Origin of the sequence: Veillonella sp. R32 (genome assembly GCF_010093125.1) — a bacterium.
Lineage (GTDB): Bacteria > Bacillota > Negativicutes > Veillonellales > Veillonellaceae > Veillonella_A.
The window spans coordinates 53464-78915 of sequence record NZ_NMZQ01000022.1; the positions used below are offsets into that span (position 1 = coordinate 53464).

Annotated in this window: 16 protein-coding genes, 1 pseudogene and 1 riboswitch; of the genes and pseudogenes, 16 read left to right on the forward strand and 1 reads right to left on the reverse strand. The window is 40.0% G+C overall.

Features of this window, described 5'->3' with window-relative positions:
- The first annotated feature begins 1 nt into the window (after position 1).
- From VER_RS05535 to VER_RS05590, 11 genes and pseudogenes are all read left to right on the forward strand, one after another.
- A complete protein-coding gene (locus VER_RS05535; RefSeq protein ID WP_162099883.1) occupies positions 2 to 706 on the forward strand; it encodes a TonB family protein in 705 nt (234 codons plus the stop codon).
- A 106-nt stretch (positions 707 to 812) separates the two neighbouring features.
- The gene (locus VER_RS05540) at positions 813 to 3041 is read left to right on the forward strand and encodes a TonB-dependent siderophore receptor (RefSeq protein ID WP_202922138.1); all 2229 of its coding nucleotides are present in this window, start codon (positions 813 to 815) and stop codon (positions 3039 to 3041) included.
- A 12-nt stretch (positions 3042 to 3053) separates the two neighbouring features.
- Positions 3054 to 4052, forward strand: coding sequence for an iron ABC transporter permease (locus VER_RS05545; protein WP_162099884.1), 999 nt, complete (start codon positions 3054 to 3056; stop codon positions 4050 to 4052).
- The gene (locus VER_RS05550; RefSeq protein WP_162099885.1) at positions 4049 to 5056 is read left to right on the forward strand and encodes an iron ABC transporter permease; all 1008 of its coding nucleotides are present in this window, start codon (positions 4049 to 4051) and stop codon (positions 5054 to 5056) included. The genes VER_RS05545 and VER_RS05550 overlap by 4 nt, the downstream gene beginning before the upstream one ends.
- 4 nt (positions 5057 to 5060) lie before the next feature.
- Positions 5061 to 5869, forward strand: a pseudogene (locus tag VER_RS05555) (ABC transporter ATP-binding protein).
- Complete coding sequence (locus VER_RS05560; RefSeq protein WP_162099886.1) at positions 5866 to 7020, forward strand: ABC transporter substrate-binding protein; 1155 nt, start codon at positions 5866 to 5868, stop codon at positions 7018 to 7020. Before VER_RS05555 ends, VER_RS05560 begins: the two are co-directional and overlap by 4 nt.
- Before the next feature lie 63 nt (positions 7021 to 7083).
- Positions 7084 to 7185: riboswitch (TPP riboswitch) on the forward strand.
- A gap of 97 nt (positions 7186 to 7282) precedes the next feature.
- A complete protein-coding gene (gene thiC / locus VER_RS05565; RefSeq protein WP_162099887.1) occupies positions 7283 to 8632 on the forward strand; it encodes a phosphomethylpyrimidine synthase ThiC in 1350 nt (449 codons plus the stop codon).
- A 218-nt stretch (positions 8633 to 8850) separates the two neighbouring features.
- Entirely contained in the window at positions 8851 to 10386 is a 1536-nt protein-coding gene (guaA, locus tag VER_RS05570; protein ID WP_162099888.1) for a glutamine-hydrolyzing GMP synthase, read from the forward strand.
- Positions 10387 to 10773: 387 nt separating this feature from the next.
- Positions 10774 to 11376 carry a protein adenylyltransferase Fic gene (gene fic / locus VER_RS05575; RefSeq protein WP_162099889.1) on the forward strand — a complete coding sequence of 201 codons (603 nt, stop codon included), beginning with the start codon at positions 10774 to 10776 and terminating at the stop codon, positions 11374 to 11376.
- Positions 11377 to 11750: 374 nt separating this feature from the next.
- Positions 11751 to 12659: an EamA family transporter gene (locus VER_RS05580; RefSeq protein ID WP_162099897.1), complete on the forward strand. Its 909-nt coding sequence runs from the start codon at positions 11751 to 11753 to the stop codon at positions 12657 to 12659.
- A gap of 64 nt (positions 12660 to 12723) precedes the next feature.
- Positions 12724 to 13347 (forward strand): DUF523 domain-containing protein, encoded by a 624-nt coding sequence (locus VER_RS05590; protein WP_238390154.1) that lies wholly within the window; start codon positions 12724 to 12726, stop codon positions 13345 to 13347.
- Positions 13348 to 13479: 132 nt separating this feature from the next.
- On the opposite strand, the gene VER_RS05595 is transcribed toward VER_RS05590, so the two are convergent.
- Positions 13480 to 15102, reverse strand: a complete 1623-nt coding sequence (locus VER_RS05595) for an L-lactate permease (protein WP_162099890.1) — start codon at positions 15100 to 15102, stop codon at positions 13480 to 13482.
- A gap of 745 nt (positions 15103 to 15847) precedes the next feature.
- Between VER_RS05595 and dapF the strand changes: the two genes are divergently transcribed.
- The 5 genes from dapF to VER_RS05620 form a co-directional block, all read left to right on the forward strand.
- Positions 15848 to 16678, forward strand: coding sequence for a diaminopimelate epimerase (gene dapF / locus VER_RS05600; RefSeq protein ID WP_162099891.1), 831 nt, complete (start codon positions 15848 to 15850; stop codon positions 16676 to 16678).
- 39 nt (positions 16679 to 16717) lie between these two features.
- Positions 16718 to 18457 (forward strand): phosphoenolpyruvate--protein phosphotransferase, encoded by a 1740-nt coding sequence (gene ptsP, locus VER_RS05605; RefSeq protein ID WP_162099892.1) that lies wholly within the window; start codon positions 16718 to 16720, stop codon positions 18455 to 18457.
- Between the two features lie 151 nt (positions 18458 to 18608).
- A complete protein-coding gene (locus tag VER_RS05610; protein WP_115310399.1) occupies positions 18609 to 18869 on the forward strand; it encodes an HPr family phosphocarrier protein in 261 nt (86 codons plus the stop codon).
- An 8-nt stretch (positions 18870 to 18877) separates the two neighbouring features.
- Positions 18878 to 19348, forward strand: coding sequence for a pyridoxamine 5'-phosphate oxidase family protein (locus VER_RS05615; RefSeq protein WP_162099893.1), 471 nt, complete (start codon positions 18878 to 18880; stop codon positions 19346 to 19348).
- Positions 19349 to 20424: 1076 nt separating this feature from the next.
- Positions 20425 to 25452: ESPR-type extended signal peptide-containing protein (locus VER_RS05620; protein ID WP_162099894.1), on the forward strand; the 5028-nt coding region annotated here is incomplete at its 3' end.

A 25452-nucleotide genomic window follows, 5' to 3' on the forward strand; every position in this document is an offset into this window, starting at 1 on the left:
TATGGCTGAATCCGTACAAGATGTAGTTAAAAAGCCATCCCCTTTTGCTCATATTTATAAGAATCGGTGGCGAATGGCGATAACTTCATCCGTTATTATCAATCTAGCTCTCGTTAGTGGCATGGTGTGGTCTTTTTTACAAAAGCCTGAGTTAGTGCCTGATAGAACACCTATATCAATTAATGTAGTCAGTGATTCGGGCGTTTCAGCAGGTGGGCCACAGGTAGCTACACCTCAGAAATCAACTGTACAGCCACCAGCGCCTATGACGGAGCAACAAGTAGAAGATATTAAAAATGGTGTGCCTGTGGAGCAGGTTATAAAAAAGGAGGCGCCTAGAGCGACAGCTTCCCCAGCCCAAACGGGGTCGTCAGATGCTAATGGGACCCCGTCGTCTGAGACTTCGGGGGCCGGTGGTGGTTCGCAAGGGGAACCAAGCGATGGACCGGCGGCGCCACCTCATGAGCCAGTGGTTATTGGTGCTGAATATTTAGGCCCTCGTACGTTACCAGGTAGTGGTAACGTGGTGGTATATGTAATGATTAATGAAGCTGGTCGCGCTGTTGAAGTGGATATTATTAGCAGTAGTGGTAATGGCTCGTTAGATCGTTGGGCTTTGCAACAAGCTAAGAATAGTGCTTACCGCCCTAAAACGGTTGATGGTGAACCTGTTGTTTCAGAAGCAAGAATTGAATTTGGTAGCTAAATTTAGTTAATACAAGTACAGGAGGGCGGCCATTCGCTCTCCTGCTTTTTAGTTTTGTGTATAGTTACTATACATCAGTTGTGATTTAAGAGAGGAGCTTATTTCAATGAAAGAAAGTTGTGTAAATGAAAAACAGCGTAAAGCTGTATTGACTAGCCGTGTATTAGGCGCTTTAGTGCTTGGCGGTTTGTGGAGTGTGGGTACTTTTACGAATCCCGTAGAAGCTCGTGATTATAGCGATTTGCAAGATTTGGGAAAAGTTACGCTCGTAGAAGAGAAAAAAGAGCCCGTTGTAGCGGAGCCCGTAGCAACCGAAGAACCTGTGTATGCTGGCGGCCAAGTGTCTCGCCAAAGCACAATTGGTATGTTGGGTAAAAAAGACTTTTTAGATGTGCCATTTAATGTGACTTCTATTACGGAAGAAACAATTGCGAATCAGCAGGCCACCTCTATCATTGATGTAACCGCTAATGATCCATCGGTTACCGATTTAACCTTGTCTGGTGCTTCGAATGCTTGGAGTATTCGCGGTTTTAAAACGACACAACAAGATGTGCAGTTAAATGGTATTTATGGGGTAGCGCCCCGTTATTATACAGGCGTTGAATATCTTGAAAATGTAGAAATTTTAAAAGGCCCTAGTGCTATGCTCAGTGGTATGGCACCTAATGATACGGTTGGTGGGGTTATTAACTATGTAACTAAGCATGCAGGTCCAGAAGATAAAAATACCGTAACTTTGACCTATGGTGAAGGTCATCAATTCACACAACAACTTGATATGAGCCGTCGTTTTAATGATGGTAAATATGGGGTGCGTTTGAATGTATTGAATCGTGGCGCCCAAGAGGATGCCTATAAAGGTGAATCTAATAGTGCTAATACGGTGACGTTAGGCTTAGATGCTAAAGGTGAACGTTGGCGTTCGTCCTTAGATATGGGCTATATTTACAATGATATTGAAGATCCACAATACCAAGTAACTATGTCGCAATCAACAGCGAATAAATTGACAAGCTTGCCAAGTGTAGCTGATGATGCTAAATTTGGTGCTCCTGGTACTTATCGTACGTTGACTGAAAAGTTTTTCCTTTGGAAAGGTGAATATGATTTAAATGATAATTGGACCGCTTGGGCTGCTTTTGGTATGCGTAATACCTCTCAAGATGGTTTGTCTAATCGCTTCTTACTTAATAATGTAAATGGCAATGCTAAGGTAAGCTATGTGCATAATCGCCAGATTAATAAGGCTATTTCTAGTGAAGTGGGTGTGCGTGGCCATGTAAAAACAGGGTCTTTAGATCATGAATTAAGTATTGCCGCATCTCAAGTGCGTTACAAAGTATTGGAAGATAAGCCAACGGTGAGTGATACCTATACAACGAGTATTTATAATCCAAAATGGCAAAGCTTTACGGATGGTAGCTATGGACCGTATTTAATTCGTGATAATCGTATTCAACAGAGTATCGGTATTAACGATATTATTACGACAGCCGATAAAAAATGGAATTTCATTGTAGGTGGCCGTGTACAAAATGTTAAAGATACGTCCTATTCCTATTCTGGTACTAAAGTGAAGAGTACAACTACATATGATGAAACTGCATTTACACCAACTTTTGGCATTGTGCACAAATTAAATGATCGTACGTCCTTATATGCCAACTATGCACAAGCTCTTTCGTTAGGGGATACAGCGCCAAGTGGTACAGAGAACTCAGGGGAAGTATTTGCGCCATATAAAACTAAGCAATATGAAGTAGGCGCTAAGTTTGACTTTGGTAAAATTGCAACGACTATTAGTGCCTTCACTATGAAAAATCCAAGCTTTATTACTACCGATGACAATTACTATGCTTTAGCTGGGGAACAACGCAATCGTGGTATTGAATTAAGTGTCTTTGGCGAACCTCGCGAAGGTACACGCATTTTAGGTGGTGTAACATTCTTGGATGCAAAATATATCACCTTAGCTTCTACCTATGCTAATTATGAAGGCAATCAAGCAACGGGGGTACCACGTTGGAGTGGCGTAATTGGCGTTGAACAGGATATTAAATCTGTGGACGGTTTGTCAGTAAATACTCGTTTAACCTATAATGGCAAAGCGTATGTAAATATGGCGAATACGTTGAGTACATCACCTTGGGTTCGTTGGGATTTAGGAGCTCGTTACAAATTTAACTGGAACCAGACCCCATTGACGGTGCGTGCTAACGTATATAATGTGTTAGATACTGTTAAATGGCGTGCTTTACAAGGTAGTACTACTAATGCGATTTATCTTGGTAAAGGTCGCACCTTTACGCTTTCCGTTTCAGCAGATTTCTAATCGAGGTTGCTCATGAATTGGTATAGACGGCCTTGGTTACTAGGCGTGTTACTACTAATTAGTCTTGTTGTATTGGCGGGCTTTTCACTGACCGTGGGAGCTCGTCATATTACCTGGCCTATTATTTGGAAAGCCTTGGTAGCCTATGATCCCACGCAAGTGGACGAATTATTGGTACGAACATTGCGGGTGCCTCGTCTTTTATTAGCCCTTGCTTGTGGCATTAGTTTTGGCGTAGCTGGCGCGTTAATGCAAGGGGTGACGAATAATCCCATGGCGACTCCCTCGATTATGGGGGTTAACTCTGGGGCTGCTTTAGGGTTAGCTGTAGCCATGATTGTATGGCCTGATAGTAGTTTAAATGTAACGATTTTATTTGCTTTTGGCGGCGCTGCGTTAGCAACGGCGGCCATTATGTTCTTAGCTAATCGCAATGGTAGTCGTATGTCGCCCGTATTTTTAGCTTTGGCAGGGACTGCGGTAAGTGCGGTTCTGCTAGCAATTACGCAGGCCTTAGTAGTCTATTTTGATGTAGCGCAAGATCTTAGCTACTGGACGGCTGGCGGTATTAGCGGTGTGCGTATGCCACAGGTTTTATTGTTATGGCCGTGGACAGTACTAGGTTTGGTGATGGCGATTGCGTTATCAAAGTCTGTCACTTTGCTTAGTTTTGGTGAAGAAATGGCGATTGGTCTAGGCGGGCATATGGGGCGCATTCGTGTATTAGCGGGGCTGGCCGTGTTGATTTTATGTGGCTCTGCCGTAGCTATCGCAGGCCCTATTGGTTTCATTGGTTTGGTGACGCCTCATATGGCGCGCAAGCTAGTAGGGATTGATTATCGGAAGGTAGTACCGATTACGGCACTGTTAGGGGCGATTTTATTAGTCGCTGCCGATTTGGTGGCCCGCAGTGTAGCGGCGCCTTTTGAGATTCCTTTAGGTGCTATTACCGCTCTTATAGGGGTGCCTTTCTTCTTATATTTGGCTAATCGAAAGGGGGCCCGTGCATGACGACCCATCAAAAACGATTCTGCCTATATAGTGTAGTATTTCTTGTAGTATTACTTATCTTTTTCTTCCTCCATGTAAGCACAGGTTTCACCTATTATTCTGATGCGCATTTGTTACAGATACTGCTCGGAGGTGGTAGCGCGGAAGAAAATCTAGTTGTCTTTGACTTTCGCTTAGTTCGAGCGGTGTTAGCGGTTCTAATTGGGATGGGCCTTGCTTTAGCTGGGGCGGTGTTTCAACAGTTAACGCGCAATGAATTGGCTGGGCCAAGTTTACTAGGGGTTAATGCTGGTGCTGGCTTAGGGGTTATGATTTTAATTTTTCTAACACCGACCAATCAGGGTTTGCCTATTTGGTCCTTGCCTATAGTGGCGGTTATGGGAGCGCTTGTGGCAGCTGGTAGCATTTATGCACTTTCTATGCGCAAGTCTGCCGTGAATGGCACCTATTCCTTAGTATTGAGTGGGATTACCTTAACTGCTGGGATTCACGCACTACAAACCCTTCTTATTGTGACGTTATCGCCTGAAAAGTTTAACCAAGTAAATACTTGGATTATTGGGAATATTGCGGGCAACACTTGGCTGCATGTTATTATTTTAGGCGTTGTAGTTCTGGTATTAGCACTTACCTTATATGCGAATCGGACAACCCTTAATGTATTGGGGCTGCGTGATGAAACGGCAATTGGCCTTGGCGTTCGCATTCATCGTAGTCGTGTATTATTTTTGGTTTTAGGTGTGGTGTTAGCCGCTACTTGTGTCGCTGTAGGCGGTAGCATTGGCTTTATAGGGCTAGTGGCGCCTCATATTGCAAGACGTTTAGTGGGCGCCGATTGTACCTACGTATTGCCATTAACAGCGCTTATTGGGGCGTGGTTATTGATTACGGCCGATTGGGTGGGGCGCGTTATTATAGCTCCTGATGAAATGTTAGTTGGCATTGTGGTAGCACTTATTGGGGCTCCTTACTTCCTCTTTATTTTGGCACGGAAACGAGGGTAATATTATGAGTGAAACAATAAAAACAGATATACAGATTGAGTCGCTCCGCACAGGGTATGACAAAACTGTAATCATCGACAACTTAAACCTTACTATTCCCCGTGGCAAAGTGACGGCTTTAATCGGGTCCAATGGTTGTGGCAAATCCACTTTATTAAAAACGATTTGTCGCATCATAACGCTATGAGTGGCAAGGTATATTTGGATGGACAATCGATTCACGAAGAAAATACAAAAACATTGGCTAAAAAGATTGCTATTTTACCACAACATCCGATGGCTCCCCATGGGTTAACTATAAAAGAGTTGTTAGCCTATGGACGGGCCCCTTATAAAAATGGCGTTTTTACACGGATGAATCGGGAAGATAGGGACATTATTAATTGGGCCTTAGCAGTTACTCATTTAGAGGACTTGGCGGAACGTCCCCTTCATCATTTATCCGGTGGACAACGACAGCGTGCGTGGATAGCTATGGCCGTGGCACAAGATACAGAGATTCTCTTTTTAGATGAACCTACCAGTTTCTTAGATATTGCTCACCAGTTAGAAGTTTTGCAATTAGTTGCTGAGTTGAATAAGACGTATGGTAAAACTGTTATTATGGTATTACATGAATTAAATCAAGCCGCTCGTTTTGCAGATCATATTATTGCTATGAAGGCGGGCGAAGTACGGTTTCAAGGGCCACCGACAGAGGTATTTACGGCTGAAATGTTAGCTGATGTATTCGGTATTACGGCGATGATTATGAAAGATCCGTTGACGAAGTTGCCTTTCTGTATTCCACAAAATGTGGGAGGTAGCCTATGAAAACGGAACTATTGAAGGAGATATTGATAGAGCTAACTAGACTACTACGGCTACCCAGACTAGCTGTGATACTCCTTTTAGGCATAGGGGCTACGATGATGCTCGCTGGTTGCGGGACGATTACGTCTTGGTCGATTACACCTAGCTTAATGGCGACTACTCAGACAGCAAAACCATTATTTCCAGCGGATGTACCCCGAAGTGATACGGCAGCGGCGATTGATGCGGAGTTGACGGCTCGTTATGAAGGCGTTGTGCAACGGACCAATGCTTTATTTACGGAAACAAATGGTCAACTTATTTTAAAGCATAAATATGGCACGACGGTGATTCCTAAAGAGGCGAAACGCGTTGTGGTAATTCGTTTGGAAGACCCTATGCTTGCCTTAGGGGCGCCTATGGTGGGCGCGTATAATCCACCTACGTTTTATCTGCATGATGAATTGACGGCTAACGGCGTGGTGCCGATTAGTATTAATGAAAATATTAAAGCCATTAATTTGGAACAAGTGCAAGCACTGAAACCAGATTTAATTCTCCTACGCGATTCATTTGATCGTAATGCCTATATAGCTTTGAGTAAAATTGCGCCCGTAGCGGCTTTACGACTGCAAGACACAGAGGTAACGCTATTAGCGTTGGGAAAAATTTTACATCGGGAAGAGCAAGCAAACGCACGTTTACAACTGTATTATGACCGAGTAAAACAAGCCCGCATGGATATAAAGGGTCGCATTGGTAATAGCCCCGTAGCCTTACTTCGTATCTTGAAAAAAGAAGTCCGCCTCTACCCGTATTCGACAAATGATATTAATCGTTTCATGTATGAGTTACTTAATTTAACGCCAGATCCAATGGCGGTTGCGCAAGATTCAGGTGATACTAATGTAGTATCCCTTGAAATGTTACCAGAATTAAAAGCGCAGTATCTCATTGTGTCCAGTGGCTATGGGCCAAGTAGTAGTGGCAATAATGAAGCGGCTCAAAAACGGTATGAAGAGTTGCAAGACGATCCTTTGTGGCAAACCATTCCGGCTGTTAAGGCGGGGCACATTTTAAATGTAAATCCTGTCATTTGGAATGCCCATGGCATTATTGCGAAAGAGCGGGCTATTGAGGACCTGCATAGGTATTTTATGACAGTTGAATAACGTATATATTTCTAAATATTCATTGTATTATCAATGAGCCTGTACTATAATAAAGAAAATACACAAAAAAGCTAGGGGAGCCTGTAGGCTGAGAAAAGTGCTTGAACACTTGACCCTTGACCTGATTCGGATAATGCCGACGTAGGAAAGCTGTACAGGACGTTTCATAAGCTCATCCACGTGGATGAGCTTTTTATTTTTGCTTTTTTGCGTGTTTTAGACAGTCATTCGTTGTATTTAGACCTATGTAGGAGGCCTCTCGATGAAACAGCAAGATAATCAATGTAAAAACACGACAGTAGCAAAGCAAGGTAGCTATACCACGCAAATGGATGCGGCTCGCAAGGGTATTGTGACGCCTCAGATGGAGGTGGTAGCCGCTAAAGAACAACTGCTCCTAGAGGATGTAATGGCCTTGTTAGCCTCAGGGAAAGTGGCCATTCCTGCTAATAAACATCACAAAAGTTTATCGCCTGAAGCGGTAGGTGAACGTTGTCGCACAAAAATTAATGTGAATCTTGGCGTTTCACCGGAGCATAATAATATAGAGGAAGAATTAGAAAAAGTACGCAATGCCATTGCTATGAAAGCAGAAGCTATTATGGACTTATCCAATTTTGGTAAGACGCAGGAGTTTCGTCGTAAATTAATTGATATGTCTACCGCTATGATTGGCACTGTGCCTATGTATGATGCAGTTGGTATGTTGGATAAAGACTTAAAAGATATTACGGTAGATGAGTTCTTTTCGGTGGTGGAACAGCATGCGAAGGACGGCGTAGATTTTATGACTATTCATTGTGGGATGAATCGTAAAACGGCGCAACGGATTAAAGATAATCCTCGTTTGACAAATATTGTGTCCCGCGGGGGCTCCTTGCTCTTTGCTTGGATGGAAATGAATAATCAGGAAAATCCATTTTATGAATACTATGACCGCTTGCTAGAAATTTGCGAAACTTATGATGTTACGTTAAGTCTAGGTGATGCTTGTCGGCCAGGCTGTACGCACGATGCGACGGATGCGGCTCAAATTGAAGAATTAATCACGTTAGGCGAATTGACGAAACGGGCGTGGGCACATAATGTACAGGTTATGATTGAAGGGCCAGGACATATGGTGCTTAATGAAATCGCGGCTAATATGACGTTAGAAAAACGCCTTTGTCATGGAGCGCCATTTTATGTACTTGGTCCATTAGTGACAGATATTGCACCTGGTTATGACCATATTACGAGTGCCATTGGTGGGGCTATTGCCGGATCTTGTGGGGCTGACTTCTTATGCTATGTGACACCAGCGGAACATTTGCGTTTACCAACGGTTGACGATGTAAAAGAAGGCATTATTGCTACGCGTATTGCCGCTCATGCAGCCGATTTGGCAAAAGGCATTCCAGGCGCACAGGCTTGGGATGATGCTATGAGTAAGGCCCGTGCTGAAGTAGATTTTGATACTATGATTAAACTGGCTATTGATCCTGAAAAGGCACGCCGCTACTATGAATCGAGTAAGCCAGAGTGCGAAGGAACCTGCACGATGTGTGGTAAAATGTGCCCCGCTCGAACGATGAAACATATTTTAGCAGGTGAAGATGTGTCGATTCGGTAGTATTTGGTGAATGGGCTGAAAAGTTGTATTTGTAAAAATGGAGAAAAGTAGGTTTTATATGTTATAATAGAGTGTAAAAATATGTAATAGCACTTTTTAATCGCCGTTTCAGAAATAGACCTCTTATAATCGGGCGATTAAGTTTGGTTGTAAGTGGTGTTTTAATAAACTGATTAAAAAGGAACCTAATAATTACTGTTGCATTAATGGAGGGTATAATGAACCAGAAAGAGCTTGTCATTGTTGTTGATTTTGGCGGCCAGTACAATCAGCTGATTGCCCGTCGTGTTCGTGAAAATCACGTATACTGCGAAGTGTATCCGTACGATAAAGCAGTGGCTAAAATCAAAGAGTTGAATCCAATGGGCGTTATTTTTACAGGTGGTCCTAACAGTGTGTATGAAGAAAATTCACCACGCATTGAAAAAGAAGTATTTGAAATGGGGATTCCTGTGCTTGGTCTTTGCTATGGTATGCAGTTGATGGCGCATACATTAGGGGGCGAAGTTAAATCTGCTGAAGCTCGTGAGTTTGGTAAAACTCCTGTAACGGTTAAGACAGAATCTCCTCTTTTTAAAGGGCTTAGTGAAAATGAAATTGTATGGATGAGTCACGTAGATTATGTAGCATCTGTGCCAGAAGGTTTTGAAATTGTAGGTCATACCGCTAATTGTCCGGTAGCGGCTATGCAGAATACGGAACGCAAACTATATGCGATGCAATATCATCCTGAAGTGCTTCATAGTGAGCATGGCAAGGAAATGATTCATAATTTCTTATTTGAAGTATGTGGTTGCCATGGCGAATGGACAATGGCTAATTATGCTAAAGTAGCGATTGAAGAAATTCGTAATAAAGTGGGTGACGGCAAAGTATTACTAGCTTTGTCTGGCGGTGTAGATAGCTCCGTTGCAGCGGCTCTTATCTCTAAAGCTGTGGGTGAGCAATTAACATGTATCTTTGTTGACCATGGCTTAATGCGTAAAAACGAAGGTGACGAAGTAGAAGCAGCGTTCAAGGATTCTGGTATGCATTTTATTCGTGTAGATGCGGCAGATCGTTTCCTTGGCCGTTTAGCTGGCGTTGAAGAACCAGAACAAAAACGTAAAATTATTGGCGAAGAATTTATTCGTGTATTCGAAGATGAAGGTCGTAAAATTGGGTCTGTTGATTTCTTAGCACAAGGTACAATTTACCCTGACGTAATTGAATCTGGTGCTGGGGATGCAGCGGTTATTAAGAGTCATCACAATGTTGGCGGTTTGCCAGCTGTTGTTGATTTTAAAGGACTTATTGAACCACTTCGCAACTTATTTAAAGACGAAGTTCGTGAATTGGGAGCTGAGCTTGGTTTAGCTGATTATCTTGTATGGCGTCAACCGTTCCCAGGTCCTGGCTTGGCGATTCGCGTAATGGGTGAAATTACTCGTGAAAAATTAGATATTCTTCGTGATGCGGATGCTATTTTCCGTGAAGAAATTGCTAATGCAAAACTTGATCGCTCCATTAATCAGTACTTCGCTGTGCTTACTAGCACTCGTACAGTTGGTGTTATGGGTGACTTCCGTACATATGATTACACCTTGGCACTTCGTGGTGTAACCACTACGGACTTTATGACAGCCGATTGGGCTCGCATTCCATATGACGTGCTTGATAAAATCTCGGTTCGTATTGTAAATGAAGTACAACATATTAACCGTATTGTGTATGATATTACTTCTAAACCACCAGCTACGATTGAGTGGGAATAGAAAGTAAAAGTCGATAGATTTTCGGTATATTTTATGAATAAAAGCCTGTATGACTTCTTTGCTCCCTGAGTTGCTACGCAACAATGGTCGCGACAGAAGTCATACAGGCTTTTTATCATACTTTTAGCATAAAGATATACATTGAAATCTATCGACATTTTACTTTAAGGAGGGTAAAAGGAATAAAAAGACCATACATCTTCCTCGTTCTCTGCGTTGCTAAGCAACAATGGTCACTACGAAAGATGTATGGTCTTTTTTCTGTATGTAAGAGGGGAGAGGGAAGAAACTGATTTTAGCTCATTATATGATATAATTAATATACGAATAGATTGAATGAGTGTGAAAAAAATCATGTGGATGTAACGTTAGTTCAAGGAGTTGCTAATGGTATCACATAATAAATTAGGCTTAGAAAATAGCATGGAATTACGTCGTGAAGAGGAGCGGCTGAGTAAGCAAAAGGCAAAGGCTCTTTTTGAAACGGGGCGTTTATTTTCTTTTGAAGTAGGGACGTTCAAAGGATTGGCCGATATTCATAGAACGCTTTTTGAAGATATTTATGAGTTTGCTGGTGCAATGCGTGATGTAAATATTGCTAAGGATGGATTTCAGTTTGCACCACGTATTTTTTTACAACAATCTTTAGATTATATCGACAAATTGCCACATGAAACGTTTGATCAAATCATAGATAAGTATTCAGATATGAATGTGGCCCATCCATTTAGAGAAGGGAATGGTCGAGCGACTCGGTTATGGCTTGATGCTATGTTACACGCTAAATTAGGGAAAATTGTAGATTGGAATCAGGTAGATAAAGATGAATATTTACAAGCTATGATTCGCAGTCATATTGCGACTGGGGAATTAAAATATTTACTGCAACGGGCTCTTACAGATGATTTGAGTAAGGCTACTTTTTTTAAAGGCCTAGATGCTAGTTATTATTACGAAGGCTATATGACATATAAAACTGAAGAGTTGTGATTGATAAAAGAGTCCATACATCTTCCTCGTTTCCTGCGTTGCTACGCAACAATGGTCACTACGAAAGATGTATGGACTCTTTATTGCGTTAAGTGTATGTAAAAAAACACTACGAAAGATGTATTGCCTTTTAAATTGCTTCCCTTTTTAGTAGGTGTGTTATAATGAATACGATTGAAATTAGACTGTATGGCTATATATGGTTGCATGCCATGTCAATGGTATATAGTTATAAAAAGATAGTAAGAGATATTAATTAATTACTATTACGGAATATTAAGAGTTAGTAAGAAATAGTAAAACTACTAAGAAAAAGACTACTAAGAGATGTTAAGACTAATAAGTGCTATTAAGAAGGGACTTGAGTGTACACAATGAAGTTACGAGATATAGTATTGGCCTTGTCTGTGATTGTTGTATGGGGACTAAATTTTGCAGTTATAAAATGGGGTGTCAGTGAGCTGCCGCCTTTGTTATTAGTGGCATTGCGCTATTGTTTGGCTGCGTTTCCAACTATTTTGTTTGTGAAACGACCTCAGGTTAAATTATCCTGGATTTTAGCATACGGCCTAACAGTAGGTGTGGGGCAATTTTCCTGTTTGTTTTATGCGATTCATATAGGTATGCCTGCTGGTGTAGCCTCGGTAGTTTTGCAGGCGCAAGCCTTTTTCACGATACTATTTACAGCACTTATATTTAAGGAGCATATACAATTGAGCCAGTTGTTGGGATTAGTAGTAGCAGCCATTGGGCTTGTGTTTATAAGTGGTGCTATAGGCGCTGCTAATAGTACCATCATTCCTTTAGGGTCCTTTTTATTGACTTTATTGGGTGCTGCTTTTTGGGGCTTATCCAATATTGTAGTGCGTAAAATTTCACTCATAGCAGCGGCAGAAAATAAGCCGTTAAATATGTTAGGTTTGGTTGTATGGTCTAGTTTAATTCCACCTATCCCTATGTTATTAGCCTCATTGTATTTAGAGAAAGCACAGTTAGCACTTCTTTCGTTTGATAGTATTTCAGGGTCGGCTATGTTTTCTGTATTTTATTTAGCCTTCTTGGCAACCATTATGGGCTATGGTTTATGGAGTATGCTGTTAGCGAAGTATTCGGCCCATAAGATTGCGCCATTATCGTTATTAGTGCCCGTCGTAGGCTTGCTGACCGCTCAATTTATATTAGGGGAAAGGTTAGCTCTTATTCAATGGATGGGAGGGGCGATTATTATTATAGGCTTAATGATTACTAATTTTGGTCATGTATTTGCAAAGCGTTTCTTATAGTTTGTAGGCTGTTTAATTGCTTAAGTCTTTTTATACTGATGACTGGGATGTAGGGAGATAGGTCATGAAAATATTGTGCAGTGCTTGTTTGTTAGGAGAAAATTGCAAATATAATGGTGGTAATAATTATAGTGAGGCTTTAGCGGGGTTTATTGAGCAAGTAAGATTAATGTCTAAGTCTCAGACTGAGGACCAATTTGTAAATAGAGCAAATTCTAGTAAACTTAAGGGATCTATGAAACCTATGGAGCCTATGGAGTCTAAAACTATGGAATTTATGGAACCTAGTAAAACAGCTATGGGACTTAGTAAAACAATTATGGAACCTATAGAACTGGTGACTGGGGATAGAGAGAACGTTGTGGAAATCATTCCTGTTTGCCCCGAAGTGCTAGGTGGGTTGCCTACGCCACGTACACCAGCAGAAATTGTAAATGGTGAGGTTCGTACCCGTGATGGTCAATCTGTAGATCGAGAATTTCGTCAAGGTGCTTGGCAAGCTTTAATGATTGCTAGGGAGAAACAGGTGGATGTAGCAATCTTACAATCCCGTAGCCCTTCTTGTGGTGTGAAGGAAATTTATGATGGTACCTTTTCCGGCACGCGTATTGCTGGAGCTGGTATATTTGCATCCCTATTAAAAGAGCATGGCATTGAAGTAATTGATGTAGAAGATTTAATTGTTTAAAAGTGCATCATAAAAGCCCCCGTTTGCACGGGGGCTTTTTGCATACTCAAATATATCAAACTGTTTATATCAACTTTTATATACTAAGCTGTTTATATCAATTCTTATATATCAAGTTATTTACATCAATTTTTATTTAAATAATAAAAGTTGGATGTGTTCAATGAAGTTATGGCCAAAGTAGGAAATAACACCATTGGCAATAATAAAGATTAAGAAGTATTTCAATACGGATACCATGATTACGTTAGCTTTAATGCTTTCACGTAATTGGTTAGCTTTGGCACTATCTACTTTGTTGCTTTCAATGTAAGCGTCCAACGCAGGTGCTACGGCGCCAATAGCGATGGCGATACTTTGAGGAGAGAACATTTTACCAATACCAGCAGCGCCGGAGTTAATAGCAGCTAACCACAGTGGAAGATCTGCATAGTTAGGATTTAAGTCATGCGCAGCTGCTAATTGTAATGGTCCAAACAATACGTTCGCATTGGTACCAGAACCAGTTAAGAAAGCACCAAGAGCGCCAACTAATGGAGCAAAGGCTGGATATAAAGAACCAGTAGCTGATACTAAGGCACTAGCAATGTCAGCCGTCATACCAGAGTATGTCATCAATTTAGCTGTTACAACAACTGTAATGATGGTGAGGTAAGTGAATTTTAAGTTAGAAATTGTTTTACCTAATACACCAAGCATTTCACCAAAGCCGGATTTTTGAACAGCACCACCAATGAAGGCGGCAATGAAAATCATGATACCAGGGGTAGCTACCCAAACGAAAGTATACGGTTTAGCACCTTCGCCTTGATAGATAGGTACAGCTGTCTTAATGCTAGCAAGTGGCGTGTTGATAGCTGGTACTAATTTAGACGTTAAGATTAATAAAATAACGATTAAGATAAATGGTAAAGCCGCGATAAAGCCTTCTTTGCCAGTTACTTTATGAGTAGTTGCTTCGAATTGGTATTGAGGGTCATTAGTTGGCAAGAATTTAGCCCCTAAGATAATAACACCCATGATGATTACGGAGGAGGCCATTACAGATAATTCTGGACCAGCAGCTACGTTGATAAGTAATTCAGGTACTGCTAAAGCTAGGCCTGATAATAAGGTAATGGTAAATACACCTTTTAAGGCTTTGAAACCGCCACCAATGATACCTACTACGAAGAATGGTGCAATAACGTTTAAAATAAATAATTGAGAAGAAATAAAGGTACCAAGATGAATTGGGTCAAGGTTTGTTAATGATGCTAATGTAGTTGTTGGAATAGCGATGGAACCAAAGGTAGTTGGTACCGAGTTAGCTACTAAACAAGCTAGGATAGATTTTAAAGGATCAAAACCTACGGCTACCATCATAGCGGCTGGGATAGCTACTGCTGTACCAAAGCCAGCCATACCTTCCATGAAAGCACCAAAGCCCCAAGCTAAGAGTAAGGCTAAGATACGCATATCAGAGGTTACGGAAGATAACATCATTTTGATAGTGTCCATAGCTTTTGTATGGACTACCAGATTATACGTAAAAATCGCAGCTGTAATAACAAGTAAAATAGGCCATACAGCAAGGGCAACCCCTTCTAAGGCACCAGAGAACATGATGCCAGCCGCTTTTTCAAAGTGCGTAATGGCAATGATGAAAGAGCCGATAGCAGCAATGGAACAAGCTTTCCAAGCTGGCATTTTAAGAATAGCCAAGGCTACAATGAGCCAAAGAATTGGCAATAATGCTAAAAATGTAGTCAACATTTGTGAAATCATCCTCTCACGATACACAATACAAACTTACTTCAAGTTCTTTACAATAACTTCTTTACAATTGGATAAATAGATACATGGTTTTCAAATTTTGCATTCATGAAATATAATCCTAAATGCTGCTGTATCTACAAATTTAAATAATGACGAATGGTAAAAAAATAATTGAGCAAGGTGCTTATGATACAAACACCTTTGAGGGGAGGAGGCCGTTATAGCCTACATAAAATTATTTTATGATTTTGTGATACTACTAGAACTGCGCGGACCTCCTTTGTACATTAAAAGATAAAGAGTATAAACAACTCTAAGGGGCCTATAATAAAGCGTACTTTTAGGAATATAATAAAGTACTCCTTTATTAATAGTTGGGGACTAGCTAAGGCCATTTCCTCAGAATTGTATACACTCTATAGAAACTTTGTCAGATTAGGATACTGTCAGTATAGCATAGAAATCAAAGAATTGGAATACTACGCTATTCAGATTAGTTATAACGTGTGCACAAGAATACCAAAAGAGTATTACAAAGGGACTTTTCAAAATTTTGAGTAACTATCATAATTGATTTTTATGTGATTGAATTTGCATGAAAATGATTTTTTATGAGCGTTTTGCATAATTGGTATGGTTGAAAATGTGATATAATAAGCATAATACATAATAGGTTGGAGTTTGCTCGTTTCTATAGAGATGATATTAATATAGAGATTTGTAGTTATATAGGAGATTGTATATGAAATTGACAAAGATGCATGGTTTGGGGAATGACTTTGTGTTTTTAACCGATGAAGCAGGTGCTACTAAGGACTATACGGAATTGGCACAACGTTTATGCCACCGCCAAACAGGCATTGGGGCTGATGGCCTTATCGTGGTGGTACCTTCTGAAGTGGCTGATACACGGATGCGCATTATTAATGCAGACGGTAGTGAAGCTGAAATGTGTGGTAATGGTATTCGCTGTTTTGCTAAATATGTATATGAGCGAGGGTTGGTTGCGAAAGAAACCTTTACGATTGAAACTTTGGCCGGTATTATGGAGCCAACGCTTCATATTAATAATGGCAAAGTAGAACAAGTGACGGTTAATATGGGAAAACCGCGTTTTACAGCTAAGGATATTCCTATGAAGGCGGATGTACCGATGGTTAAACACTTTCCTGTAGAGGTAGCTGGGCAGACGTATGAAGTGAGTTCGGTGTTGTTAGGGGTACCTCATACCGAAGTGTTTGTAGACGATGTGACTAAAGTGCCAATAACTACCTTAGGGCCTGCTTTGGAGCGTCATCCTCTATTTCCACAAGGCACAAATGTGAATTTTGTAGAAGTCGTAGATGCTACGCATATTAAAGTGCGTACTTGGGAACGTGGGGCTGGAGCGACTTTAGCCTGTGGTACAGGCTGTTGCAGTAGTGTTGTTATGGCCCATGAAAATGGTTTTACCGGCCGTGACGTTGATGTGGCCGTTTATTTAGGAACCTTACATATTCGCTATGAAGAGGATGGCACCGTATTTATGACTGGCCCTGCTGCAGAAGTATTTGAAACGGAGTTAGTAATTTAAGGTAATATATAAGAGCTCGTAGTACGCTGGAGGAACGATATGGAGCAGGTAATACTTAAAGGAATTTCAGGGGCGCGTGGCGTAGGGACTGGTACAGTATATGTATATAAACAAGAAGCGATTGTTATTCCTAAACGAATTATTACAGAGGAGGAAGTCGCTACAGAATTAGCCGCTTTTGAAACCGCTTTGGACAAAACGGTAGCGCAGTTGCAAGCGATTAAAGAGCGGGCCCGTGAAACGATGAGGGACGATGAAGCCGCTATTTTTGAAGCCCATACATTAATTGTGCAAGATCCGTCCTTATCCGATGGCATTAAAGCTCTTATTACTGATGGTTTGCAGTCAGCGGCAGCCGCCACTGAACAATCGATTAATACCTTTGCCGATATGTTTTTGGCGATGGATGATCCTTATATGCGTGAGCGTGGTGCTGATATTAAAGATATTGGGGATCGTTTATTGCGCAATTTATTGGGGATGAATCCTAGAGGGTTAGCTCATTTAACAGGGGCTGTTATTTTAGTCGCTGAAGATTTAACGCCATCTGATACAGCATCGTTAGATAAGACTGTTGTAAAAGGGCTAGTAACAGCTTGTGGTGGTCCTACAAGCCATGCAGCGATTATGGCACGTACATTAGAAATTCCCGCAGTTATGGGCTTAGGCGATATTTCCTCATTTCAAGATGGTGAAAAGGTTGTTGTAAAAGGCACAGAAGGGGCCGTATTGCGTCAGCTTAGTGCGACAGATTTTGTTGCCTATGAAAAGGAAGCGGTAGCTTATCGAGAACAGTTACAGATTTTAAAAGAATCAGCATCGTTACCAGCAGTGACTCAAGATGGTAAAGAAATCTTATTATTTGGTAATGTAGGCAAAGCAGAAGATGCGGCTCATGCATGTCAAATGGGGGCGACTGGGATTGGTTTATTCCGCACGGAGTTTTTATATATGAAACATGATGAGCTACCTACGGAAGAGGACCAATTTGAAGCTTATAAAGCAGCAGCGGAAGCACTGCAAGGTAATCCAGTCATTATTCGAACCATGGATATTGGTGGCGATAAAGAATTGAAATGTTTGCAATTGCCTAAAGAGATGAATCCATTTTTAGGCTTCCGAGCTATTCGCATCAGTTTAGAACGGACTGATATTTTTAAAACGCAATTACGTGCTATTTTGCGAGCCAGTGCATTTGGCGGCATTCAAATTATGTATCCTATGATTGCATCGGTTGAAGAGGTTAAGGCGGCCAATGCTGTTCTTGAAACGGCTAAAGATGAGCTGCGTGCGGAAGGCATTGCGTTTAATGAAGACATTCAAGTCGGTATTATGGTAGAAATTCCTGCCGTTGCTGTAGCGGCCGATTTATTTGCACCTCATGTAGACTTCTTTAGTATTGGCACCAATGATTTATGTCAATACACCTTGGCCGTGGATCGAATGAATGAAGCGATTGGTCATTTATATCAACCATTACATCCAGCGGTGTTACGTTTAGTAAAGCATACTATTGAAGCCAGCCATGATGTTAAAAAAATTACTGGTATGTGTGGTGAATTAGCTGGTGATCCAGTAGCCACAATGATTCTTATTGGTCTTGGCCTTGACGAATTTAGTATGAGTGCCTCGGCTATTCCTGTAGTTAAAAATATCATTCGCTCTGTCACCGTGGCAGAATGTGAAGCAATGGCACAAAAGGCCTTGACTATGAGCACGGCGGGTGACATTGTAGCGTATGCCAAAGCGGTGTTAGCTGAAAAAGGCTTGGCTATATAAAGTTTAGTAGCTGAACTTAATACCCATACTTGCTATAATAGTAAAAGTTTTATAAGATATAAAGTAGAGTAGTACCTAGATTGGGACTAGTTTCTGTTTTATACTTGTGTTAATGGCATTATAATGCATTTTATAAAGGAAGGTATCCATTATGACTGAAAAAACAGTAGTAATTACAAATGAATCTGGCTTACATGCACGCCCTGCTACACTTTTTACGCAGTTAGCTGCTAAATTTGCATCCAAGATTACTATTGCCGTAGGTGAAAAGAAAGCAGATGCTAAATCAATTTTAACCGTATTAACATTAGGTGCTACTAAAGGTTCTGAAGTCGTATTGACTGCTGATGGTCCTGATGAAGCAGAAGCTGTTGAAAAATTAGCAGAGTTTTTAACTTCTCATCAAGACTAAGTGTTAAAATGCGACGTAGTGATAGAGAGGTTACCTCAGATCAGCGCATCGAAGAAATTATAGAAGCGTGTCAAATTATTCGTTTAGGTATTCATGATGAGGAGCGAATTTATATTGTACCTCTTCATTTTGGTTATGAACGGGACGATGGAGGCTATGTCTTCTATTGTCATGGTGCCTCAGAAGGTAAAAAAATTAATCTACTAAAAGCGAATGGTTATGTAGGCTTCGAGTTGGATGGTGGCTATGAGATAATACCAGCGGCAGTTGCTTGTGGTTATTCTTCCACTTTCTATAGTGTTATTGGTGAAGGTCAAGTTTCATTTGTCGAAGAGGACACAGAGAAAATAAAAGCGTTGCAAATGATTATGAAGCACTATACGCATACAACTGATTGTGAGTTGCCCCTAGCAGCTGTGAAGAATACAGTAGTATTGAAGCTTGTTTGCGAATCAATGACTTGTAAAGAACATAATTAACTAAGTGAATATAAAGACCAAAGGCTGTAACTAGAAACGGAATGATTCCGTATTTAGTTATGGCCTTTTTTTATTGTTAAAAAATGATATAGCGATAAAGTTATTATTAATAAAATTTAAGAGGTTTTTTGGTTAATTAGTGTTTTGCTTTTTGTGTTGTTGTTTTTGCTTAGTGGATTAAAAATACATAAAAGTAAATAAAAATTCATATTAATGAATTAATGATAAAATTTGTAGAGATTATAAAAGAGTAAAAATAGACAGGTGTACACTTGATACAACACAAAAAGAGTGTAAAGTTTAGTGAGAAAAGATATCGTATTAATTATTGTCGATGACAAGTTGCATTGATAATAAAAGGTTATGGGAAAATTATGAATTGAATAAATTCGAATTAAAAAATATTCATAAAATATTTATCAAATACATTGTGTGTATCTTGTAAGTGGACTTGGCAATCCGGGAAAATGAGATGTTAGTTTATCGTTTAACATAAAAATATTATATTATAAGCTTATAAAGCTTGGTTTTATTGATTCTATAAACGGTATTATATATAAATAATACAATAATGAGTTTTTTGTGAAATAATTTAGTCTAGTGTAGTTGCACATATAAATAAAAGGTGATGAAATGAATAAAGAATTAAATGAAGTGATAAATAAATGAGTTGTATGCCTGACAATAAATGTACTCTTTTAAGAACCTGTGACTATATATCGTAGAATATTATAGTTGAGTTTATTTAGAAATGAGAAAAAGGGGCGTTGAGGGAGAATATGTTGATCAAAGCATAGAGCTATTCATGGAAGAGGAGTGATAATTACACGATTTGTTTATTTATACAATGCTGGTAGGCTTTAGAAATAAGAAAATCAAAAAATAATTTACAATATTGTGATTATAAAATTATTTTTATACTTTAAATATTGAAAGTCGTAGATGTTTTGATTGGATTTGTAACAAGTAATGTGTGTTGGTATAAATTTATGTGTGATGTCATAGTGTGATAAGCAGTATGTACAAATAGTTATTTGCTTAGGGTTGTTATTGGGAAAGTAAAGGAGCAATATAACATGAATAAGGTATTTAAGGTTGTGTGGAGTAAAACTAAAGGAATGTATGTGGTTGTGTCTGAACTGGCTAAAAGTCATCAGAATGGCACATCTAAACGCGTTAAAGGCGTCGTTCTTTCTGGTTTAGTAGGCGCTGTATTGTTAGGGGCTTTTGGAACGGCGGATGCCAGTTTGATTACAACAGATCGTAGTCAGATGTTCATGGATGCCAATAAAACTAATCAAGGCTACAGCGGTATAGGTTGGGATGCTGGTAATGGGGTGCAGTATAAACTATTAGTAGAAGGCGCTGCTAATCGTGGTGTAACAGTTAAGATGGGATCCTTCTTGAATGGCTCACAAGAAACAGTTCGTCCAGGTAGAAATAAACCTGCTGTTAATGAACGATATGAAAGTCGTTACCAAGTGCTTTCCATTGGTCTTGATGATGCGACATTAAAGAAAATTAATGATGCGAATAGTAATTCTAAAACAGCACTTGATGAATCTAAGAATGCCGCTAATCGTGATTTAAGTAATTTATCTGATGCAGGGGAAAAGAAACTTAACGATTTAGTTAAGAATGTAAAAGGAACAGATATTAAAGGCAGTAGGAACGTAACCGTTTCAGAAGCTACGAATGCTAATGGTAGTAAAACATATACTGTTGATTTAGCGCCTAGTGTGGATTTAGGGACTAATGGTAGCATTAAAGCGGGCGGCAATACGTTGGATAAAAATGGCTTGGCTGTTGCTGGTGGTCCATCTGTGACTAAAGCGGGCATTGACGGAGCTGGTAAAAAAGTAAGCAATATTGCAGATGGTGCGTTAGCGGCTAATTCTAAAGATGCCGTAACGGGTGGTCAATTATACGGCGTTAAAACAAGTGTAGATAATTTAGGTAAGCGTGTTGATGGCATTGATGGCCGTGTAACAACGGTAGAACGTAATGTTAATACAATTAAAACAACAGCTGATTCTGCGCTTCAGTCCGTTACTGTAAAAGATGATAAAGGTAAAACTGTTACAGTTAATAAAGGCAATGCTGCATTTGGTATCGTAGGTGCTAAGGGTGGCATGGTTGAAAGTAATGTTTCTGGGCAAAATGTAGCTCTTGATTTAACGGCTGCGACTAAAGCAAAAATTAATAATGCAGCTGATAAAGATTTATCCAATGTTTCAGAGGCGGGGAAAAATGTAATTAAGGAAACCTCTCAAAATGCCGTTAATGTAACTGGTGGTAGCAATGTAACCGTTAATACTACTACAGATAATGGTGTTAAAACGTTTGCTGTGAATGTGAATAATCAACTTGATCTTGGCCGTGATGGTTCTGTAAAAACGGGCAGCGTTTCTATGAATAATGATGGTCTAAAAGTTGGTCTTACGACAATCAATGGTAAAGGAATCGACATGCATTATAGCGCTCAAGTTACTGTGGGGGCTACAGCACTGGGAGATAATGGTTTAACAATTAAAAATGGTCCATCAGTAACTAAAACTGGCGTTGATGCAGGTAATCAAAAAGTAACAAATGTAGCAGAAGGGGCTATACTTGATGGTTCTACTGATGCTGTGACTGGTGGTCAATTATATAAAGTGACCAGTGATGTAGCTGGCGTGAAAGCTGATGTAGCCGGTGTGAAAACTGAGGTAGCTGGTGTAAAAACTGATGTAGCTGGCGTTAAAACAGATCTTGGACAAGTGAAATCCGATGTAACTAATTTAACAGGTCGTGTGAGTGATGTTGAAAAAACAGCTGGCAGTGCCTTGCAGACGGTAAGTGTTACAGGGGATACCGGTGAGATTGTTGTTAATAAAGCGAATGCTGGTTTCGGTGTGAAAGGCGCTAAAGACGGCGCTGTAGAGAGCAAAGTAGTTGGTAACGATGTAGTAGTTGATCTTAATGCAGCAACTAAAGCAAAAATCGACAATGCTGCTAATAAAGATCTTTCCAACCTTGACGATAAAGGCAAAAACGTTATTAAAGAAGTAACGCAAAGTGCTGTAGACGTTAAAGGTGGTAACAATGTGGAAGTAACGAATGTTACAGCCGATGGCGTAAAGACTTTCACTGTTAATATGAAAAATAACGTTGATCTTGGTGCCAATGGCTCTATTACAGCAGGTAATACCAAACTAAACAACTCCGGTTTAGAAACAGGTGCAACATCTGTAACTGATAATGGTTTAATCATTAAAGCAGGTCCATCCGTAACAAAAGATGGTATCAATGCTGGTGGTAAAGTTGTTTCTAACCTTGGCGAAGGTAAAATAGAAGCTGGCTCCACTGATGCGGTAACAGGTGGTCAATTACATAATGTATCTACCGATTTAGGCAAACGTATTGATGGTGTTGACGGTAAGGTAAATACGCTTACAGAAAAAGTAAATACTAATACTGAAAACATTAAGACTATCAATAATAAACTTGAAACGGTTACAAATGACGTTGGTACATTAAAAACAGAAGTAACCACTGTAAAGAATGATGTAGGTACTTTAAAAACAGAAGTAACGACGGTTAAGAATGACGTAGGCACAGTTAAGACAGAAGTTAATAATTTAACTGACCGTGTAACTAGTGTAGAAGGTACGGCTGGTAGTGCCCTTCAAACTGTAACGGTAGCTGGCGATAATGGTGAAATCACTGTTAATAAAGCTAATGCTGGTTTCGGTGTGAAAGGTGCTGAAAACGGCGCGGTAGAAAGCAAAGTAGTAGGCAATGATTTAGTAGTTGATCTTACGGCAGCAACTAAAGCTAAAATCGACAGTGCAGCGAACAAAGATCTTTCCAACCTTGACGATAAAGGCAAAGATGTTATTAAAGAAGTAACGCAAAGTGCTGTAGATGTTAAAGGTGGTAACAATGTGGAAGTAACCAATGCTACGAAAGATGGCGTTAAGACTTTCACAGTTAACATGAAAAACAATATTGACCTTGGCACTAATGGTTCTATCACAGCTGGTGGTACAACTGTTAATAATGGCGGGGTTACTGTTGATGAAGCAGGTGCCATTACAGTTGGTGATACTACTAAAGTTGATGCTAATGGTGTAACTGCTGGTGATGCAAGTTTAGGTACTGATGGTTTAACCATTAAAGAAGGTCCATCCGTAACAAAAGACGGTATCAACGCTGGCGGTAAAGTAGTATCTAATCTTGGCGAAGGTAAAGTAGCAGAAGGTTCCACTGATGCGGTAACAGGTGGTCAATTACATAATGTATCGACTGATTTAGGTAAACGTATTGATGGTGTTAACGGTAAGGTAAATACGCTTACAGAAAAAGTAAATACCAATACTGAAAACATTAAGACTATCAACAATAATCTTGAAACGGTTAAAAACGATGTAGGTACTTTGAAAACAGAAGTAACAACGGTTAAGAATGACGTAGGTACAGTTAAGACTGAAGTTAATAATTTGACGGATCGTGTAACTAGTGTAGAAGGCACCGCAGGTAGTGCGCTTCAATCCGTAACCGTGGCAGGCGATAATGGTGAAATTACTGTTAATAAAGCCAATGCTGGCTTTGGTGTGAAAGGTGCTGAAAACGGCGCGGTAGAAAGCAAAGTAGTAGGTAATGATTTAGTAGTTGATCTTACGGCAGCAACTAAAGAAAAAATCGACAATGCTGCTAATAAAGATCTTTCCAACCTTGACGATAAAGGCAAAGATGTTATTAAAGAAGTAAGCCGAGATGCTGTTGATGTAGTTGGTGGCGAGAACATCAATGTTGCTAATGATACTAAAGATGGCGTTAAGACTTTCACCGTTAACCTAGATAAGAATGTAAAGCTTGGTAACGATGGTTCGATTACCCTTGGTGATACAGTTGTTAAATCTGGTGACGTAACTGTAGGTGGCACAGCTATTAACAATGGTGGTGTAACTTTACAGCCACAAGGTGAATTTAAAGTAGGCGATACTGTAATTAAGGGCGGTAACATCAATGTAGGTGGTACTACACTTAATGAAGGTGGCTTAACTATTAACGAAGGTCCATCCATTACTAAAGGCGGCATCAATGCTAATAATACGCAGATTACTAATGTAGCTGATGGTACTAAAGCTGGCGATGTTGTTACCTACAATCAATTACAAGAACTTAAAAAGTCTGTAGAAGATGGTACCGTAGTCGCTGGTGATGCCCTTCAAACTGTAACCGTAGCAGGCGATAATGGTGAAATTACAGTTAATAAAGCCAATGCTGGTTTCGGCGTAAAAGGTGCTAAAGATGGCGCTGTAGAAAGCAAAGTAGTTGGTAATGATTTAGTAGTTGACCTCAATGTAGCCACTAAAGAAAAAATCGACAATGCTGCTAATAAAGACTTATCCAACCTTGACGATAAAGGCAAAGACGTTATTAAAGAAGTAACGCAAAGTGCTGTAGACGTTAAAGGTGGTAACAATGTAGAAGTAACCAATGCTACGGAAGATGGTGTTAAGACATACACTGTAAATGTGAAGAATAATCTTGACCTTGGCCCTAATGGCTCCGTTACTGCTGGTGATGCAAGCTTGGGTACTGATGGTTTAACAATTAAAGAAGGCCCATCTGTAACAAAAGATGGTATCAACGCTGGTGGTAAAGTAGTTTCTAACCTTGGCGAAGGCAAAGTAGAAGCTGGTTCCACTGATGCTGTAACAGGTGGTCAATTACACAATGTATCGACTGAGTTAGGTAAACGTATTGATGGTGTTGATGGTAAGGTAAATACAATTACTGACAAAGTTAATACAATCAACAACAACCTAGAAACTGTAAAAGAAATAGCTGGTAATGCCCTTCAAACAGTAACCGTATCTGGCGACAATGGTCAAATCACTGTAAATAAAGAAAATGCTGGGTTCGGTGTAAAAGGTGCTGAAAACGGTGCGGTAGAAAGCAAAGTAGTTGGTAACGATTTAGTAGTTGATCTCAATGCAGCAACTAAAGAAAAAATCGACAATGCTGCTAATAAAGATTTATCCAACCTTGACAATAAAGGCAAAGACGTTATTAAAGAAGTAACGCAAAGTGCTGTAGATGTAGCTGGTGGCGAA

Coding starts and splice junctions, on each gene's coding strand:
- VER_RS05535 (WP_162099883.1), top strand. CDS start 2: ATGGCTGAATCCGTACAAGATGTAGTTAAAAAGCCATCCCCTTTTGCT.
- VER_RS05580 (WP_162099897.1), top strand. CDS start 11,751: ATGAAGTTACGAGATATAGTATTGGCCTTGTCTGTGATTGTTGTATGG.
- ptsP (WP_162099892.1), top strand. CDS start 16,718: ATGGAGCAGGTAATACTTAAAGGAATTTCAGGGGCGCGTGGCGTAGGG.
- thiC (WP_162099887.1), top strand. CDS start 7,283: ATGAAACAGCAAGATAATCAATGTAAAAACACGACAGTAGCAAAGCAA.
- VER_RS05610 (WP_115310399.1), top strand. CDS start 18,609: ATGACTGAAAAAACAGTAGTAATTACAAATGAATCTGGCTTACATGCA.
- guaA (WP_162099888.1), top strand. CDS start 8,851: ATGAACCAGAAAGAGCTTGTCATTGTTGTTGATTTTGGCGGCCAGTAC.
- VER_RS05590 (WP_238390154.1), top strand. CDS start 12,724: ATGAAAATATTGTGCAGTGCTTGTTTGTTAGGAGAAAATTGCAAATAT.
- VER_RS05560 (WP_162099886.1), top strand. CDS start 5,866: ATGAAAACGGAACTATTGAAGGAGATATTGATAGAGCTAACTAGACTA.
- fic (WP_162099889.1), top strand. CDS start 10,774: ATGGTATCACATAATAAATTAGGCTTAGAAAATAGCATGGAATTACGT.
- dapF (WP_162099891.1), top strand. CDS start 15,848: ATGAAATTGACAAAGATGCATGGTTTGGGGAATGACTTTGTGTTTTTA.
- VER_RS05540 (WP_202922138.1), top strand. CDS start 813: ATGAAAGAAAGTTGTGTAAATGAAAAACAGCGTAAAGCTGTATTGACT.
- VER_RS05615 (WP_162099893.1), top strand. CDS start 18,878: ATGCGACGTAGTGATAGAGAGGTTACCTCAGATCAGCGCATCGAAGAA.
- VER_RS05595 (WP_162099890.1), bottom strand. CDS start 15,102: ATGTTGACTACATTTTTAGCATTATTGCCAATTCTTTGGCTCATTGTA.
- VER_RS05550 (WP_162099885.1), top strand. CDS start 4,049: ATGACGACCCATCAAAAACGATTCTGCCTATATAGTGTAGTATTTCTT.
- VER_RS05545 (WP_162099884.1), top strand. CDS start 3,054: ATGAATTGGTATAGACGGCCTTGGTTACTAGGCGTGTTACTACTAATT.